A 15,773-nucleotide genomic window follows, 5' to 3' on the forward strand; every position below is an offset into this window, starting at 1 on the left:
CGGGGATAGGCTGCAGCCGAACAATCCGCAGATCATGTTAGCAGCCCTTAATGTTTGGTTGATATGTTTTAAAAAAATTATTTTGGAATATACGAAACACTTCGTACATTTGACTACGAAAACATTCGTAGAAGAAAAAAAAAAAAAAAAAAAAATGAAACCGACAGATAGTGAAATGGAAATATTGCAAATCCTTTGGGAAAAAGGAGAGAGCAGTGTGCGCAGTGTACATGAAGAACTGAACAAAAAAGACGTGGGGTATACTACTACTTTAAAGCTTATGCAAATTATGCTGGATAAAGGTATGGTTTCGCGTAATACTTCGGCAAAGACTCATTTATATAAGGCGACATTAAGTAAAGAGCAAACACAACATACGTTCTTAGAGAAGATAATCAACACCGTATATAATGGTTCTACTGCTCGTCTAGTTATGCAGGCACTCGGCAACAAACGAACAAGTAAAGAAGAAATCGAGTTAATCAAAAAATATTTGAACAATCTTTAATATTACAAGGTATGAATGGTCTACTTCAAAATATCACGCAGGCGTTAGGGTGGAGCATGGCGCACTCCCTTTGGCAGGGAGCGTTAATATATGGATCGTTATGTTTCATTTTTCTCCTATCGCCAAAACTTACTTCTAAAAACAAATACGCTCTTGCCTTATTAGGGCAATTTATTCTCTCTATTACATTTGTAATTACTTTTAGTAGCTATGTGGATATACCGTCTATAACGGAAGACCCGTTTATGAATTACGTAGCTGAGCCATTGACCTTATCCTCCGAAACATCCTCTTCGCTCTCCCAAGCATTACATCCGCTATTGCCATGGATGAGTTCTTTATATGTATTGGGACTTTCTTTCCAATTCATCATTTTCAGCAGTAGTTTATCCAAGCTCCATTACCTCAAAACACGCGGGCTATCAACTATTCCCGTTACGTGGAACCAATCCTTCCAAGATATTTGCCATAGGCTCCAAATCAAACAATGTATACAATTTCATCTATCGGAAAAAATATCCGTACCTATGGTCATAGGACATTTGAAACCCATCGTTCTATTTCCTGTTGCATTTGTCAATAATCTCGAATTAGAACAAGTAGAATCTATAGTAATGCATGAACTGGCACATATTAAAAGACGGGATTATCTATTTAACCTGTTCAAGGTTGCCATGGAAACAATACTATTTTTCAACCCTTTTATTTGGCTTCTTTCCCGCTATATAGAAACCGAACGGGAACATGCCTGTGATGATATCGTCATGAAGTGGACTCCGTCATCTATTGCCTATGCCCAGGCATTAATGTCTGTTGAGCTCCTTAAAAACACAGCCGCTCCTATACACGCCATGGCAGCTGTGGGTAAAAAACATCATTTATTACATCGTATACAAAGAATCACGAATATGGAAAAAAAACATATCAATGCACGACAACATCTTGTAGCTGTTGTTCTGTGCTCCTTCGCATTAGTCACTATCGCTTGGATCTCGCCTACAGAAAAACAAATTACTTTTGCAGAAGAAATCACCGTGTTACCAGCTGTAGAAAATCCCGCAGTAACTTATCAAATACCTACACCGCCAGCCACTCTAGACTATCCTTCTTTTCCTCAGGATACTATAAAACCGCCTTTGAACCCCGAAGAAGTTCTAACAGAACGTACAAATATCAAAAATATAGAAGCCGAAGCTAAAAAGATTGAGACCTATTATAATTCGCCCGAGTGGAAAAATAAAATCGCCGATATAGAGACACAAGCCGCAAAAAAAACAGAAGAATATTTTAATTCATCGGAATGGAAAGCGAAGTTAGCCGAGATAGAAGCAAATGCCAACAAAATCGAAGCCTATTACAACTCACCCGAGTGGAAAAATAAAATCGCCGATATAGAGGCGCAAGCCGCAAAAAAAACGGAGGAATATTTCAATTCATCGGACTGGAAAGCGAAGTTAACCGAGATAGAAGCGAATGCCAACAAAATCGAAGCCTATTACAACTCACCCGAGTGGAAAAATAAAATCGCCGATATAGAGGCGCAAGCCAGAAAAGCGGGGGAATATTTTAATTCACCGGAATGGAAAGCAAAAATAACCGATATCAAAGCAAACGCTAAAAAGATAGCGGAATATTATAATTCTCCAGAACAAAACTAGCACCATCCCACTCTAATGCACTATCTTTGTGCTTTAATATTACCATTATTGAGGGATGAACATCATTTATTGCATCGACCTTCTCGGTACTATGGTTTTTGCCATATCGGGCGCCATGGCAGCTAATCGCTCGGGAATAGACATTTTTGGAGCGACATTTACCGGGTTTGTGACAGCAATCGGAGGAGGGTCTTTACGTGATGTGTTTTTGAATCTACGCCCGATATGGGTGGATGACAGCAACTACCTCGTCGCTATTTTAATCGGTGTCATTATTTCTATCATTGCTAATAAACAGTTATATCGTCTAGCAAGAACGTTAACTTTCTTTGACGCGTTGGGAATAGGCTTTTTTTGTGTCGTCGGCGTGCAGAAGTCCCTTACCTACGAAAGTTCTCAAACCGCAGCTGTTATTCTGGGTGTATTCTCAGCGGTTATGGGAGGAGTAATCCGTGATACCTTAATGAATGAAACCCCGTTGATTTTTAGAAAAGAAATATATGCAACGGCTTGCCTGTCCGGTGCGATCATGTATATGATTCTGGGTTCGTGGGGTGTTGATACGGCGGTCAATGCCTTTGTCTCCACTTTAACCGTCTCCGCCATCCGGCTCATTGCAGTCAAATATGAATTATCCCTACCGGGAATAGGTGGTTAAAAAAGAAGAGGTAACTTGAAGCTACCTTTTCTTTTTTACGTTCGGGAATTTCATTTTGTATCCGACTTCTACCATACCTTTGGAGATAGCGTCCAATTTACCCTTTAACATTGCTTTCTTCAACGGGCTAAGTTTATCAATGAAAAGCTTACCTTCGATATGGTCGTATTCGTGTTGAACAACACGGGCCGCGAGTCCAGAAAGTTCCACTTCATGTTCCTCAAAATTTTCATCTAAATAATTAATCACAACATGGGAAGGACGCATAACCTCCTCATTGATATCCGGGATACTCAAACATCCTTCATTAAAGCCCCATTTTTCGCCTTTTTCTTCTATAATAATGGGATTAATCAGTACTTTTTTAAAGCCCTTCAGTGTCGGATCTCCTTCCTCTTCTTCGTCATCTTCTGCAAATGGAGAAGCATCAATTACAAATAGACGAATAGGCAATCCAACCTGCGGTGCAGCGAGTCCCACTCCACGAGCCGCGTACATTGTTTCGAACATATCGCTTATTAATCCCTTCAAATTGGGGTAGTCTTCGTCAATCTCCTCCGCTTTTTTTCTCAATATAGGATCGCCATAAGCGACTATAGGTAATTTCATCTAATAATTTTTTTTTAATGGCTGATGAGATCTCTCCTAGTAAATTCGGGATCAGTTTCATCTAATATTTCTGTGCAAAGTTACCAATAATAATTTATACACATTTAGATTGTATTAACTTTGTATCGATGGATCTACCTTTAGCAATAGAGAATTTTATTTTTGAATTAGAAAGGGGTTTGGATACTTCTTTTTCTCGCCAACGCCTAAATGGATCGGTCGTTTTACATACTGAAATACCTTATTTTGCTTTGGTTATCTATCTTGCAGGAAATACCGGTCGTATAGATGTAAATAATACCCGCAGTTTTCATATTGATCAAGATCAGATTTTAAAAGATTCACGCAAAATCCTTTCCCGCTTATACTCCCTTTTGGGAAAAGGAAGGGTAATTTACGGCCGTCAAACAGTCGTCGCTCGTATAGACAAACGCGTAGCCTTGACATTTTTAGAAGAAAACCATCTTCAAGCTGCCATTCCCGGCAAATATCGTTACGGCTTATTTCATAAGGGCGAGCTTGTATCCATTGCTATTTTTAGCGGTGGCAGAAAAATGCGGGAGCATGCAGCCAATTATCGATCTTTCGAACTCATCCGCTTTTGCCACAAGGCTGGGTATCGTGTAGTCGGTGGGTTGTCCAAGCTTTTAAAGTCGTTTATTAACAATTTTCATCCGAATGATATTATGACTTATGTAGACAGAGACTGGGCCCAGGATTCCAATCTCCAGACATTAGGTTTCCAGAAGCAGGGATGCATATCTCCCCAATCATTTTGGATTGTACATAAGGAACGTTACCTTGTCGAGCATGCAGAACAACTCTCGGAACTCAAAGAGATCTATCCTATGGGATATCTTTCACATAACAACGGGAGCACAAAATTAGTGTTGAAGCTATGAAAACTAGTTTCGGTTATGTATATTTAGCGGGATAAAATTTTACACGAAAACAAATTATTATATATGAAACGTAAACTACGTATGGGCATGGTTGGCGGTGGCAAAGACGCTTTTATTGGCGCAGTACACCGAATCGCTGCCTTTATGGATGGAAAAATAGAGTTGGTTTGTGGTGCATTCAGTATTGATCCGGAAATTTCCCGTCAATCTGCTGAAGAACTTTTTGTTGCACCGGATCGCCTGTATGTGAATTACGAAGAGATGATAGCCAAAGAAGCGCAATTGCCTGAAGGTGAACGCATGGATTTCTTAACGATCGTAACGCCCAATTTCCTTCATTTTGGCCCTGCGAAGTTGGCTTTGGAAAACGGCTTCGACGTAGTGGTTGAAAAGCCTATGACAGTCACATTGGATGAAGCCAAAGAGCTCAAAACCATTGTGGAAAAAACCGGGAGAACACTTTGTCTTACGCATACATATTCGGGCTACCCGATGGTGAAGCAAGCGAAAGCAATGGTGAAAGACGGTCATTTCGGAAAAATCCGGAAAATTGTGGTGGAATATCCGCAAGGCTGGCTAAGCCGATTATCCGAGCGCGAGGGAAATGCCGGTGCTGCGTGGCGTGCTGATCCGAAAAAATCGGGATTATCTCTCGTGATGGGCGATATCGGAACTCATGCTGCCCATCTAGCCGAGTATGTTTCCGGATTAAAAATCACCGAGCTTTGTGCGGATCTAAGTACTTTGGTAGAAGGTCGTATACTCGATGATGATGGGTCAGTATTATTACGTTTTGACAACGGTGCCAAGGGAGTTTTAATGGCTTCGCAAATCTCTGCGGGAGAAGAAAACGCCGTAAGGATTCGTATTTACGGCGAAAAAGGAGGGCTAGAATGGGCAAACGAAGATCCGAACAACCTTATCATTAAAATGTTGGATCAGCCTCGACAGCTTTACCGCACAGGGAATGCTTACGCAGCTCCTTACACGCTCAGCTCATTTGCGACGCACAATACGCGCATACCGGCCGGACATCCAGAGGGTTTGCTAGAGGCCTTCGCAAACATTTATCGGAATTTTGCTGCTACTACGAGCGCCAAAAGGGAAGGCAGAACACCTTCTCCAGAAGAATTAGATTTCCCTTCGGTAGACGATGGGGTAAGAGGTATGGCCTTTGTCCAAAATGTTGTTGCCAGCAATGCCAGCAATGAAAAGTGGACTAAATTTGAAGTGTGAACCGCATCACAAAAATAAACGAACTTATTCATCAGGCGAAAGAAAAACTTTCGCCTGATTTATTAATCGTCATACTTGGACCTACAGCTTCGGGCAAAACGAAATTAGCGGTAGCATTAGCCAATCAGATCGACGGTGAAATTATATCTGCAGATTCCCGTCAAGTATATCGAAATATGGATATCGGGACAGGAAAAGATTTGGAAGAATACCGGGATGTGCCCTACCATCTTATCGATATCAAAAATCCAGGCGATAAATATAATGTCGATCTTTTTCGTGCGGATTTCTTTGAAACTTATGACGAAATTATTGGCCGGAATAACCACCCTATTCTCTGCGGTGGCTCAGGGTCCTATATACAAGCGGTCCTACAGGAAAGGCGCTATACACAAATTCCCAAAAACGAGAATATACAGCATCAGCTAAGCATCTTAAGCAAAGAAGAGCTCCTTTCACAAATACATGAGATCGGCATTCCGAAAGACCTCAAAATAGATTTTAACAGTCATAAGCGATTGGTACGCGCCCTGGAAGTTCTCCTATATCTACAACATCACAACGAATCTTTGCGGCACCAACGAGTAATCAATCGTTATATTGTTTTCGGGGTTAATCCCTCTCTAGATCAGCGACGAGCCTCCATCACACGCAGACTCCGGGAGCGCTTGCAACAGGGGCTTATCGACGAGGTAAAAGATTTAATTGCAATGGGGCTAAAATACGATAATTTAATCTATTACGGTTTAGAGTATAAATACGTTGCCTTGTACCTTCAAGGCTCACTGGCTTACGAGCAATTAGTTGAGAAATTGAATACAGAAATACATCGATATGCCAAACGGCAGATGACTTACTTCCGTAAAATGGAAAAGGACGGCATTAAAATTCATTGGCTATAGCGTACAACTGACATAAAAAAAAGGAGATCAAATTGATCCCCTTTTTATAACCTCTTCCAACTACAGCTTAATTTCTTCGTCTTTGGAGTTGAAGAATCTAAACTGCGTCAAATAATACGATGATACTGTTTTTATCTTTATCCATTTACCGTATCTAAAAAACCACTTGAGCCGTATGGAGAACAAACCAGACGTGATGTAGGCGCCTATATAAGGATGTACACATAGTGTAATTCCCTTTTCATTTTGTTCTTGTAAGATATAACTCAAATTGCTTTCAATATCGTCTAGCAATACGATGCTTGAACGAATTTCGCCAGTTCCTCCGCATGCCGGACATTTCTCATTTGTCACGACACTCATTTCAGGCCTGACGCGTTGCCGGGTTATTTGCACCAATCCAAATTTACTTGGCGGAAGAATGGTGTGTTTGGCGCGATCGTTTGCCATACATTCTTTCAAAAACCCGTACAACTCTTTGCGATTGGCGGGTTTATGCATATCGATAAAGTCGATTACGACAATCCCCCCCATATCACGCAACCGCAATTGTCTTGCGATCTCCTTTGCTGCTTCCTTATTTACCAACAGCGCATTTTCTTCTTGATTTTCTTTACTAGCAATTCGGTTACCACTATTAACATCCACTACGTGAAGTGCTTCGGTGTGCTCAATTACAAGATAAGCACCACCATGCAGGTTTACCGTTTTGCCGAAAGACGCCTTAATCTGTTTTTCGATACCGAAGTGGTCAAAAATAGGTTCTTTATGTTTATAAAGTTTCACTATTTTTTCCAAGTCGGGCGAAATTTCCTGCACATACGATTTGACTTCTTCGTATAATGCATAGTCATTGACATGGATATGTGCGAATTCGTCCGTTAATATATCGCGTAAAATGGTAGAGGCTCTATCCATTTCTCCCAATACTTTCTGGGCGGGTTCAACACTTTTAAGGCGTTTGGTAAAAAGTTCCCATTTCGAGATTAAATCTAAAAGGTCTTTCTCTAACTCATCAACACCTTTTCCCTCCGAAACTGTTCGTATGATAACGCCGAAGTTTGGTGGTTTAATACTTTCCACTATTTTCTTCAGCCTATTCCGTTCAGCACCTCCTTTAATTCTCTTGGATATGGAAACTGTACTCGAAAACGGAACCAATACAACGAATCTACCTGCGATAGACAGGTCCGAACTTAATCGAGGACCTTTCGTCGAGATAGGCTCTTTAGCAATCTGTACTGGTAAAAGCACGTTTCGGCTTAATATATCCGAAATCTTTCCTGCTTTATCAATATCCTTTTCAAGCTTCAAACTATTGAGCAGCTTCTCTTGATAGCTGCCGTTCTTTACTATCCTTGTTAGCTTGAGCAAAGACTGAACCTGAGGTCCTAAATCCAAATAATGTAAGAACGCATCTTTTTCGTAGCCTACATCTACGAAAGCGGCATTAAGGCCAGGCATAATCTTTTTGATCCGCCCTAGATAAATATCGCCTACGGCGAAATTATTATCGGCCTGTTCCTTGTTCAGCTCAACAAGCTGTTTGTCCTGTAGTAAAGCAATAGCCACTCCCTTGTCGGGAGTTGAATCGATAATTAATTCCTTTACCAACAGCTACTCATTTACGGCTTTATACGAGTTGTATACCGCCTGATGAAACATAAAAACTCGTTAATGAAAAAATACAATCTATAGTTTTTTTTATGGAAAACCATAGATTGTATGACGTCTTGAAGGTGTCAACCTAAAAGACCAACAAGCTTATTTTTTCTTGTGCCTATTTTTTCTTAACCTTTTTTTACGCTTGTGCGTAGCCATTTTGTGTCTTTTTCTTTTTTTTCCGCTTGGCATAGCTTTAATGTTTTTAATGATTATTAATATGTTAATTACTTGCTGAGTTCCTCCACACGTCTGTCGATGAACTGAGATAAGGTTGGATCCGCAGCCAGCTCTTTACTCTTTTGAAAAGCTGCTATGGCTTCGTTTTTCAATCCAATATTTTCGTAGCCCGTTGCTAAATAGAAATACGATTCGGCATCGGGGCTCAATTCGACAACCGTTTTGAATCGCTCGATAGCTTTGTCGAATTGTCGAGATTGCAAAGAGAACAATCCCAATGTTTTGTTTGCATTAATGTTTTTCGGGTCTTTCGCAACAACTTCCTGTAACAAAGCGATTCCAGCCATTGGATTGCCACCACCTGTAACCAGAGCAGCACCTAGACCTGTTTTTGCGTCCAAATTGTTTTCGTCCAGTTCTGTTGCTTTTTCATACGAACGAATGGCTAACCTATTCAGCTCTGCCGACATCGCAGTATCTTGCAGGTTCGTATATGCCGCCCGATAGGCTTCACCTGCTTTCAACCAATACTCAAATTTAGGTGAAGTTTCCGCCATTTTCTCATAGATAAATCCCTGAGGGGCAAATTTGGCAACATCATCCCATTTTTGTACTAATTGCTCCAACAAAGCGAGTTTTTCATCACCATCAGCCTCTGCGACTTTGCTTTCCAAATTTGTTATTTCCCGCGCTATATTAGCGTTTATGGACTGTTTGGTTATTTCAGATACACTTTGGAATGTGAAAGCCGATGAAGACGCTGTAGGTGCTGAATCATTAGCTCCTTTAGTTTCGTCTACCAAACCTTTAATAGGCCGCGCAAGAAGTCCTCCCATTAAGGCGACTACAATGACAATGACTATTATTTGCTTGGTATTCATCTTGGTTAAGTTTTACTTGTTCCCTTGTTTAACTTTTTCCACAAAAACTTTTGCCGGTTTAAAGCTTGGCACATAGTGCGCCGGAATAATGATCGCTGTGTTTTTTGAAATATTACGAGCTGTTTTCTCGGCTCTTTTCTTTACAACGAAGCTTCCGAAACCTCTAACGTACACATTCTCTCCGCTAATCATAGCGTTTTTCACCACCTTAAAAAACGCCTCTACTGTCTCTTGAACATCTACTTTCTCTAAGCCTGTTTTATTAGAGATCTCCGCAATAATTTCTGCTTTAGTCATATCTGTTTTTACTGTAATTATTTATTTCTCAACCCTTAACGCAACAGCCGTTTGGGGATGCAAAAGTATCTTTTTTTTATGATGTTTAAAAATTTATTTTGTTTTTTTACTAAACTTCATTGCTTCAAAACTTTTCTGTATCAACTATTTATGCAGGTTTGAGATAGAAAAACAAGTATAAGCGATACCTGAGAACAAAATATAGCGTTAGTTTTCAACACCTTAATAGAAATTCAGCGGAATGTTCAATGTGACCGACCCCGTCAATCCCTTTATTGGTTTAAAGTCTTTTTTTGTATTTATGTCAAATCCATAGCCTACCCCTAAGTCTAAGATAGAAAGAATGCTTATTCCGGCTTTAGGCGTCAACGTATATGGTGTAACCTCTGCCTGAACAAAAGGAAACACTATTCTATTGCTTAGGTAATAGGTAAAACCAACCTCCGGTATAACCGTGGTTTTATTCTGCATCCAGGTGAAATCTGCGCCGGCATTGATTTTTACATACTGATGGTCATTGGGCGCAAATAGCCCCCAGCCCGAGACTTTCAGAAAATTTCCACTTTGGTATTGCCATCCGACAGATGGCCCCCATATCCAACCTAATTTTTGTGAATACTGTGCTTGTATGCTTCCTATAGAACAACAACAAATGATCAACCAAATTCCTAATTTCTTCATATGACTTTCTCCGGTTAAATTTAACCTAAATTTCGGTATATCAGGAATCGGAATGTAATCTTCACGTATTATTGCTTCATTTTTCGCATGCTTTAATCTTTCGCTTGGTTTTCTATCGTTCTAAAGGTCAAGTTCACCCTTGCCGTTGTTATCTTTTTGCTGGGCGGCAATCTATGTAGCCAGTGAGTCTGTGTAATATCTTTCATGACCAACAAACTTCCATGTGCTAAAAAAAGCTCTATTTTTTCTTTGGTTTGCTTGTGCTTAAACGCAAATTTTCTTTCTGCTCCAAAACTCATGGATCCAATTGATCCGTCTTTTTTTAGATCACGTTCTCCATCGCTATGCCATGCCATGCCCTCATCCCCGTTGTGGTACAGATTGAGCAGACAAGAGTTAAACGTTTCGCCTGTTTCCTTTTCTATTAATATCTTTAACTCCAACAATTCCTTTGTCCAAGGCAAAGCATATTTTGTTGTGTTGGAATACGTGTATGCATAAGGTCTTTCGCCATACCACGCTACTTTTCTTTTTGTAATTATTTTCCTTCCAAAAATAACAGCTTCGTCATTTCTCCAATTAATGGTTTCCAACAACTTGTTTAGGTAAAAATCCGCTTGTTCTTTGGATATCAATTTACCATAATAATGGACTGTCCCATCATAGGGAAGCAAATTTTTATGCTTGTCCGGGGTTTGGCTAAACAAGTCCATGCTATGTGTTTTCTTTGTAGGTTTTCGCTCTTTCCCAACCGATAATGGCTGTTTTTCTTGTTGGCCCCCACATATATCCACCAAAAACGCCCGATGATTGGATGACACGATGACAAGGGATAAGAAATGCAACAGGGTTACTCCCTATAGCCGTTCCCACGGCACGGGAAGCTTTAGGACTGCCTACTTGCTCGGCAATATAACCATAAGTCGACAATTTACCCATTGGAATTTTTAATAGGCTTTCCCACACTTTCAATTGAAAATCAGTGCCCTTCAAGTGTAATTTAATCTCGCTTAGCTTGCTCCAATCATTTTGAAAAATAAATAGGGCATTTTGTTGCAATAAATCTAGTTTTCTTTGGAATGTGGCATTCGGGAATTTTGCTCTTAGATTATTCAAAGCCTTTTCTTCGTCATCCTCAAAAGCCATATAACAGACACCCTTTGCCGTTGCAGCGGTAATTAGTTCCCCAAAGGGGCTTTCGGCAAAACTGTAGTTAATGTATAAGTTTTTACCTCCATTTTTATATTCTGCCGGTGTCATCCCTTCAATGTTTACAAACAGATCATGGAGACGGCTCGGACTAGAAAGTCCTGTTTCAAAAGTAGTTTCAAACAAGGTTGCTTGTTCCTCTTTTAACATCTTCTTCGCATGTTCTATAGAGATGTACTGCAAAAATCTTTTAGGGCTTGTTCCTGCCCATTCAGTAAACATGCGCTGAAAGTGCGCCGGACTTAAACTTATCTTTTCCGCGACATCATCTAGATTCGGCTGTTTCTTAAAATGTACCTTAATATAATCTATGGCCTTTGCTATACGATTATAATTCATAGTTGCCTGTGTTTCCATCTTCTTCTTATCTCTTATTCTACAAATCTCCACAATCTTTTGCAACGGTAAAATCCGAAATATGCGATATACTTTATATAACAAAGATAGGCGTCCTTGTAAGCAAAAACAACATTATGGTCAACTGGTCTTTTTATAGTTATAAATTGCCCATCCATTAAGAGATATCGCAAAACCTATCATAATTAAAAAATGGATTTTTACATCGGAAAATTCGCTTCCCTTCAACACAATCATCCGCATGACCTCTATAAAATAGGTTATAGGACTGAACCGCGTCATTACACAAGCCCATTTGGGCATGCTATCAATAGGTGTAAACAACCCGCTCATTAAGATAAAAATCATCATAAAGAAAAACGCTATCGACATTGCCTGTTGTTGGGTTTCCGCATATGTGGAAATCAACAGCCCTAAGCCTAATACAGCAATTAAATATACCGAAAGGTATGCGTATAATAGAAATAGATTCCCTATTGGAACGATGCCATAGACGAGCCATCCGATACCAAATAGCCCTATACTGAACACCACGACGCCGATAAGCCAGAATGGTATGAGTTTTCCTAAAATAAACTGATATTTTTTGATTGGCGTCACGTTAATTTGTTCGATTGTGCCGACTTCTTTTTCTTTAACAATATTAAGTGCACACATATACGCGCCAATCATAGTCACCAACAATGCGAGAATACCGGGAACCATATAAAAACGATAATTCATCGTAGGATTAAACCAATTGGTCGAGACTGTTTCAATAGTTGGAAAGAGGTTGAATCTCGGCATCTGTATCCATTCTACACGAACGTCTGCATTATAATCGGCGATGATGCGATTTAAATATGTGCCTCCAAGATTGGCTTTTACACCGTTAATGGCATTGACGGCTATATATAGTTGTTGCTCATCTTCACGAATAAGGTTGCGTTCAAAACCTTGTGGTATCTCCAATATAAAGTCGGCTCGGTCGTTTTCAATATCATCAAACGCTACATTAAATCCCGTTGCATAATTTGCCAACTTGAAATATCCAGAGGCGATTATTTTGGAAATCAATTTTTGTGAATAGGTTGAATGATCGTAATCAACAACCGTTATGTTAATATTCTTTACTTCGTAATCTGCAGCCAAAGGAAGAATAAGCAATTGCATAATAGGCACGACAAACAGCATCGGTAATAAGGCTTTATTGCGGAATATCTGCTTAAATTCTTTATGCAATAAAAATTTCAGCGTTCTCATGTTAAGCGTATTTTAAATTTTTTGATATTAACGACCAATAGCACGAGCGTCATTCCCAATAAAATCAATGTTTCTTTCCATATTGCCGAGAAACCTAACCCTTTTACCATAATAGATTTAACGATAATGTAATACCATTTGGCTGGAATGATATGAGACACGAGTTGTAAGGGATAGGGCATATTCTCCAGCGGAAACATAAAGCCTGTAAATAGAATAGATGGAACTAACATCCCCATCAAGGAAATCAACATAGCCGCCTGCTGCGAAGCCGTGCTATTCGAAATTAGCAAACCTAAGGAAAGGGCTGTAATGATGAACAATGTACTCACCGCGTATAACAACAAAACACTACCGTTAATCGGCATTCCCAACACAAATACACTCAGCAATAAAATGACCGTTAAGTTAATCAAGGATAAGGCAAGATAGGGGACCGCTTTAGACACGATAACCAAAAAAGGATTAAACGGTGAGACCAGCAATATCTCCATTGTGCCGATTTCCTTTTCTTTCACGATGGCAACGGAAGTCATCAGTACGCAGACGAGTAATAAAATCAATGACATCACTCCGGGGACAAAATTTACAGCGGCCTTCAGTTCCGGATTATAAATCATTCTCATCTCTGTATGGATTTGATAGGGTAGGTTTTGTAATTGCATCAGTTCGTTCTGATAATCCATGAGAATTTGGGTGGCGTATCCACTGATTGTCGTTGCTGTATTGGGATCGGATGCATCGGTAATCAACTGCACCTGCGCCTTATTCTGATGCAATAAGTCGTTATTGAAATTGGCAGGAAAAACTATCGCCATTTTTATTTCCCCATTTTTAAAAGCTGCTTCTATCTGGTTATGACTTAACAGCACATTTTGTATTTCAAATTGTTGGCTTGCTTGCAGCTTTCCGATAATTTGCTGTGAAGCGGCATCTTTTGCATAATCGCAGACCACGATTTTCGCATTTTTGATTTCATTGGTCAGCGCAAAACCAAATAGAATAATCTGTACTATAGGCAAACCGAACAGCATCAACAAGGTTTTCCGGTCGCGAAAAACATGCAGAAACTCCTTTTTTATAAATGTGGAAATGTTATTCATTATTCGCTTCTTTTTGCTCCTCTAGCCAATTCATAAAAAACCTCGTCCATCGATATGGCGGAATACTGTTGTTTCAATTTTGCCGGTGTATCGAGTGCTTTTATTTCACCATCCACCATCATCGAGATGCGGTTACAATATTCAGCTTCATCCATATAATGTGTGGTCACGAAAACCGTGATACCATTGCCCGCCGCTTCGTAAATCAAATCCCAGAACTGACGTCTGGTTACCGGGTCAACACCTCCTGTTGGTTCATCGAGAAAAACAATTTTGGGTTCATGGAGAATGGCTACCGAAAACGCTAACTTTTGCTTCCAGCCCAATGGCAATGCACCTACCATCTTTTTGGCTTCGCCTTTCATGCCGAGTGTTTCTACGAGCTGTCCGCTCTTTTCTTTTATCTGCTTATCCGACAAACCATAGATACCCCCGATAAAACGGATATTTTCTAAGACGGTTAAATCTTCATACAGCGAGAATTTCTGGCTCATATAACCAATGTTTTTTTTGATTTTTTCGGTTTCTTTATAGATATCGAATCCAGCAATAGTAGCCGTTCCCGATGAAGGTGTGGATAAGCCACATAACATGCGCATAGCTGTTGTTTTTCCTGCGCCATTTGCCCCTAGAAAACCAAAGATTTCGCCCTGATATACATCAAAGGTGATTTCATTGGCGGCAATAAAATCGCCAAATCGTTTCGTGAGATTAACGGTATGTATTACAGTGTCCATTCCTAGTTCTCCATTAATTTGATAAAGCAATCCTCGATGGTTGGCGTGATCGGTTTTAGCTCTATATTCATATGCTTTTTTTCTTCCAAGATACGGATGAGTTTTTCTTTCATCTCTGGATCATCATGGTTGAATGTCACATGGTGATATGCACCAAACGCATTACAGCTTTTTATTATTTCAGTATTTTTTAAATCATGCAGTAGGTTTCCCATAGTATCGGATTTCACCGCAAAAAGGTCTTCGGGGAACTGTTCTATGATGTTTTTGGGTTTATCAATAGACATAATCCGGCCATTCTGTATCAGGGCAATCCGTTCGCAAAGCATGGCTTCATCCATGTAAGGAGTGGAAACCAAGATGGTAATCCCTTGCTGTTTCAGGCGTTTCAGCATATCCCAGAATTCTTTTCTAGAAACAACATCCACACCCGTGGTCGGTTCATCCAGAAAGAGTACCGTTGGACGATGTATTAGCGCACAACATAGTGCCAATTTCTGTTTCATACCACCCGAAAGTTTTCCTGCCCTCCGATCCTTAAAGGGCTCTAACTGTATGTATATATCCTTGATAAGATCGTAGTTTTCCTCTATACTGGTATGGAATATAGTCGCGAAAAAGTTCAGGTTCTCCTGTACTGATAAGTCCTGATACAAAGAGAACTTGCCGGGCATATAGCCTACATTTTTACGAATGGCCTCATAATCTTTTACCACATCAAATCCATTTACAGAAGCTGTTCCTCCATCCGGTAAAAGTAAGGTGGTAAGGATACGAAAAATACTGGTCTTACCCGCACCATCGGGTCCAATCAACCCGAACAGTTCGCCTTTGCTTACGTGAAATGTTACATCATTTACCGCCTGCACCATTCCTTTATGATAGGTCTTAGAGATATTATTTAAAAAAACGTCTTTCATTATAATTGACCATTATTTTCCTCTTTCTGAT

The 15,773-nt window shown here is 39.9% G+C and carries 17 protein-coding genes; 6 read left to right on the forward strand and 11 right to left on the reverse strand.

From position 1 onward, the window contains the following. From G5B43_RS09370 to G5B43_RS09380, 3 genes are all read left to right on the forward strand, one after another. Positions 1 to 508 (forward strand): BlaI/MecI/CopY family transcriptional regulator (locus G5B43_RS09370; protein ID WP_240904820.1); only part of this gene is annotated, 508 nt, incomplete at its 5' end. A gap of 11 nt (positions 509 to 519) precedes the next feature. After that, positions 520 to 2,166, forward strand: a complete 1,647-nt coding sequence (locus tag G5B43_RS09375; protein WP_165294493.1) for a M56 family metallopeptidase — start codon at positions 520 to 522, stop codon at positions 2,164 to 2,166. Positions 2,167 to 2,221: 55 nt separating this feature from the next. Further along, entirely contained in the window at positions 2,222 to 2,824 is a 603-nt protein-coding gene (locus G5B43_RS09380; protein ID WP_165294494.1) for a trimeric intracellular cation channel family protein, read from the forward strand. A gap of 21 nt (positions 2,825 to 2,845) precedes the next feature. On the opposite strand, the gene def is transcribed toward G5B43_RS09380, so the two are convergent. Next, positions 2,846 to 3,433: a peptide deformylase gene (gene def, locus G5B43_RS09385; RefSeq protein WP_165294495.1), complete on the reverse strand. Its 588-nt coding sequence runs from the start codon at positions 3,431 to 3,433 to the stop codon at positions 2,846 to 2,848. Positions 3,434 to 3,561: 128 nt separating this feature from the next. Here def and G5B43_RS09390 point away from each other — a divergent pair, with 128 nt between their 5' ends. From G5B43_RS09390 to miaA, 3 genes are all read left to right on the forward strand, one after another. Continuing rightward, positions 3,562 to 4,335, forward strand: a complete 774-nt coding sequence (locus tag G5B43_RS09390) for a hypothetical protein (protein ID WP_165294496.1) — start codon at positions 3,562 to 3,564, stop codon at positions 4,333 to 4,335. A 63-nt stretch (positions 4,336 to 4,398) separates the two neighbouring features. Next, entirely contained in the window at positions 4,399 to 5,571 is a 1,173-nt protein-coding gene (locus G5B43_RS09395) for a Gfo/Idh/MocA family protein (protein ID WP_165294497.1), read from the forward strand. Then, positions 5,568 to 6,473, forward strand: a complete 906-nt coding sequence (gene miaA, locus G5B43_RS09400; RefSeq protein WP_317167504.1) for a tRNA (adenosine(37)-N6)-dimethylallyltransferase MiaA — start codon at positions 5,568 to 5,570, stop codon at positions 6,471 to 6,473. Before G5B43_RS09395 ends, miaA begins: the two co-directional genes overlap by 4 nt. A 60-nt stretch (positions 6,474 to 6,533) precedes the next feature. Here miaA and G5B43_RS09405 read toward each other — a convergent pair whose 3' ends face one another. From G5B43_RS09405 to G5B43_RS09450, 10 genes are all read right to left on the reverse strand, one after another. Continuing rightward, entirely contained in the window at positions 6,534 to 8,087 is a 1,554-nt protein-coding gene (locus G5B43_RS09405; RefSeq protein ID WP_165294498.1) for a ribonuclease E/G, read from the reverse strand. 275 nt (positions 8,088 to 8,362) lie between these two features. After that, complete coding sequence (locus G5B43_RS09410; protein WP_165294499.1) at positions 8,363 to 9,196, reverse strand: tetratricopeptide repeat protein; 834 nt, start codon at positions 9,194 to 9,196, stop codon at positions 8,363 to 8,365. A 12-nt stretch (positions 9,197 to 9,208) separates the two neighbouring features. Further along, positions 9,209 to 9,493: an HU family DNA-binding protein gene (locus tag G5B43_RS09415; protein WP_093364748.1), complete on the reverse strand. Its 285-nt coding sequence runs from the start codon at positions 9,491 to 9,493 to the stop codon at positions 9,209 to 9,211. Between the two features lie 222 nt (positions 9,494 to 9,715). Beyond that, positions 9,716 to 10,174, reverse strand: coding sequence for a hypothetical protein (locus G5B43_RS09420; RefSeq protein WP_240904821.1), 459 nt, complete (start codon positions 10,172 to 10,174; stop codon positions 9,716 to 9,718). 92 nt (positions 10,175 to 10,266) lie between these two features. Next, positions 10,267 to 10,887, reverse strand: coding sequence for an alpha-ketoglutarate-dependent dioxygenase AlkB family protein (locus G5B43_RS09425; protein WP_165294500.1), 621 nt, complete (start codon positions 10,885 to 10,887; stop codon positions 10,267 to 10,269). 1 nt (position 10,888) lies between these two features. Further along, positions 10,889 to 11,740 carry a bifunctional helix-turn-helix domain-containing protein/methylated-DNA--[protein]-cysteine S-methyltransferase gene (locus tag G5B43_RS09430; protein ID WP_165294501.1) on the reverse strand — a complete coding sequence of 284 codons (852 nt, stop codon included), beginning with the start codon at positions 11,738 to 11,740 and terminating at the stop codon, positions 10,889 to 10,891. A gap of 120 nt (positions 11,741 to 11,860) precedes the next feature. Further along, positions 11,861 to 12,982 carry an ABC transporter permease gene (locus G5B43_RS09435; protein WP_165294502.1) on the reverse strand — a complete coding sequence of 374 codons (1,122 nt, stop codon included), beginning with the start codon at positions 12,980 to 12,982 and terminating at the stop codon, positions 11,861 to 11,863. Beyond that, positions 12,979 to 14,085 (reverse strand): ABC transporter permease, encoded by a 1,107-nt coding sequence (locus G5B43_RS09440; RefSeq protein ID WP_165294503.1) that lies wholly within the window; start codon positions 14,083 to 14,085, stop codon positions 12,979 to 12,981. Before G5B43_RS09440 ends, G5B43_RS09435 begins: the two co-directional genes overlap by 4 nt. Continuing rightward, on the reverse strand, positions 14,085 to 14,822 hold the full coding sequence (locus G5B43_RS09445) for an ABC transporter ATP-binding protein (protein ID WP_165294504.1): 738 nt from the start codon (positions 14,820 to 14,822) through the stop codon (positions 14,085 to 14,087). Before G5B43_RS09445 ends, G5B43_RS09440 begins: the two co-directional genes overlap by 1 nt. A 2-nt stretch (positions 14,823 to 14,824) precedes the next feature. Continuing rightward, positions 14,825 to 15,742 (reverse strand): ABC transporter ATP-binding protein, encoded by a 918-nt coding sequence (locus G5B43_RS09450; RefSeq protein ID WP_165294505.1) that lies wholly within the window; start codon positions 15,740 to 15,742, stop codon positions 14,825 to 14,827. Positions 15,743 to 15,773 lie beyond the last annotated feature (31 nt).

Origin of the sequence: Sphingobacterium sp. SGR-19 (genome assembly GCF_011043555.1) — a bacterium.
Lineage (GTDB): Bacteria > Bacteroidota > Bacteroidia > Sphingobacteriales > Sphingobacteriaceae > Sphingobacterium.

What these genes read in the sequence shown, in the direction of transcription:
- G5B43_RS09375 (WP_165294493.1), top strand. Translation starts at nt 520, where the DNA reads ATGAATGGTCTACTTCAAAATATCACGCAGGCGTTAGGGTGGAGCATG.
- G5B43_RS09380 (WP_165294494.1), top strand. Translation starts at nt 2,222, where the DNA reads ATGAACATCATTTATTGCATCGACCTTCTCGGTACTATGGTTTTTGCC.
- def (WP_165294495.1), bottom strand. Translation starts at nt 3,433, where the DNA reads ATGAAATTACCTATAGTCGCTTATGGCGATCCTATATTGAGAAAAAAA.
- G5B43_RS09390 (WP_165294496.1), top strand. Translation starts at nt 3,562, where the DNA reads ATGGATCTACCTTTAGCAATAGAGAATTTTATTTTTGAATTAGAAAGG.
- G5B43_RS09395 (WP_165294497.1), top strand. Translation starts at nt 4,399, where the DNA reads ATGAAACGTAAACTACGTATGGGCATGGTTGGCGGTGGCAAAGACGCT.
- G5B43_RS09410 (WP_165294499.1), bottom strand. Translation starts at nt 9,196, where the DNA reads ATGAATACCAAGCAAATAATAGTCATTGTCATTGTAGTCGCCTTAATG.
- G5B43_RS09415 (WP_093364748.1), bottom strand. Translation starts at nt 9,493, where the DNA reads ATGACTAAAGCAGAAATTATTGCGGAGATCTCTAATAAAACAGGCTTA.
- G5B43_RS09420 (WP_240904821.1), bottom strand. Translation starts at nt 10,174, where the DNA reads ATGAAGAAATTAGGAATTTGGTTGATCATTTGTTGTTGTTCTATAGGA.
- G5B43_RS09425 (WP_165294500.1), bottom strand. Translation starts at nt 10,887, where the DNA reads ATGGACTTGTTTAGCCAAACCCCGGACAAGCATAAAAATTTGCTTCCC.
- G5B43_RS09430 (WP_165294501.1), bottom strand. Translation starts at nt 11,740, where the DNA reads ATGGAAACACAGGCAACTATGAATTATAATCGTATAGCAAAGGCCATA.
- G5B43_RS09435 (WP_165294502.1), bottom strand. Translation starts at nt 12,982, where the DNA reads ATGAGAACGCTGAAATTTTTATTGCATAAAGAATTTAAGCAGATATTC.
- G5B43_RS09440 (WP_165294503.1), bottom strand. Translation starts at nt 14,085, where the DNA reads ATGAATAACATTTCCACATTTATAAAAAAGGAGTTTCTGCATGTTTTT.
- G5B43_RS09445 (WP_165294504.1), bottom strand. Translation starts at nt 14,822, where the DNA reads ATGGACACTGTAATACATACCGTTAATCTCACGAAACGATTTGGCGAT.
- G5B43_RS09450 (WP_165294505.1), bottom strand. Translation starts at nt 15,742, where the DNA reads ATGAAAGACGTTTTTTTAAATAATATCTCTAAGACCTATCATAAAGGA.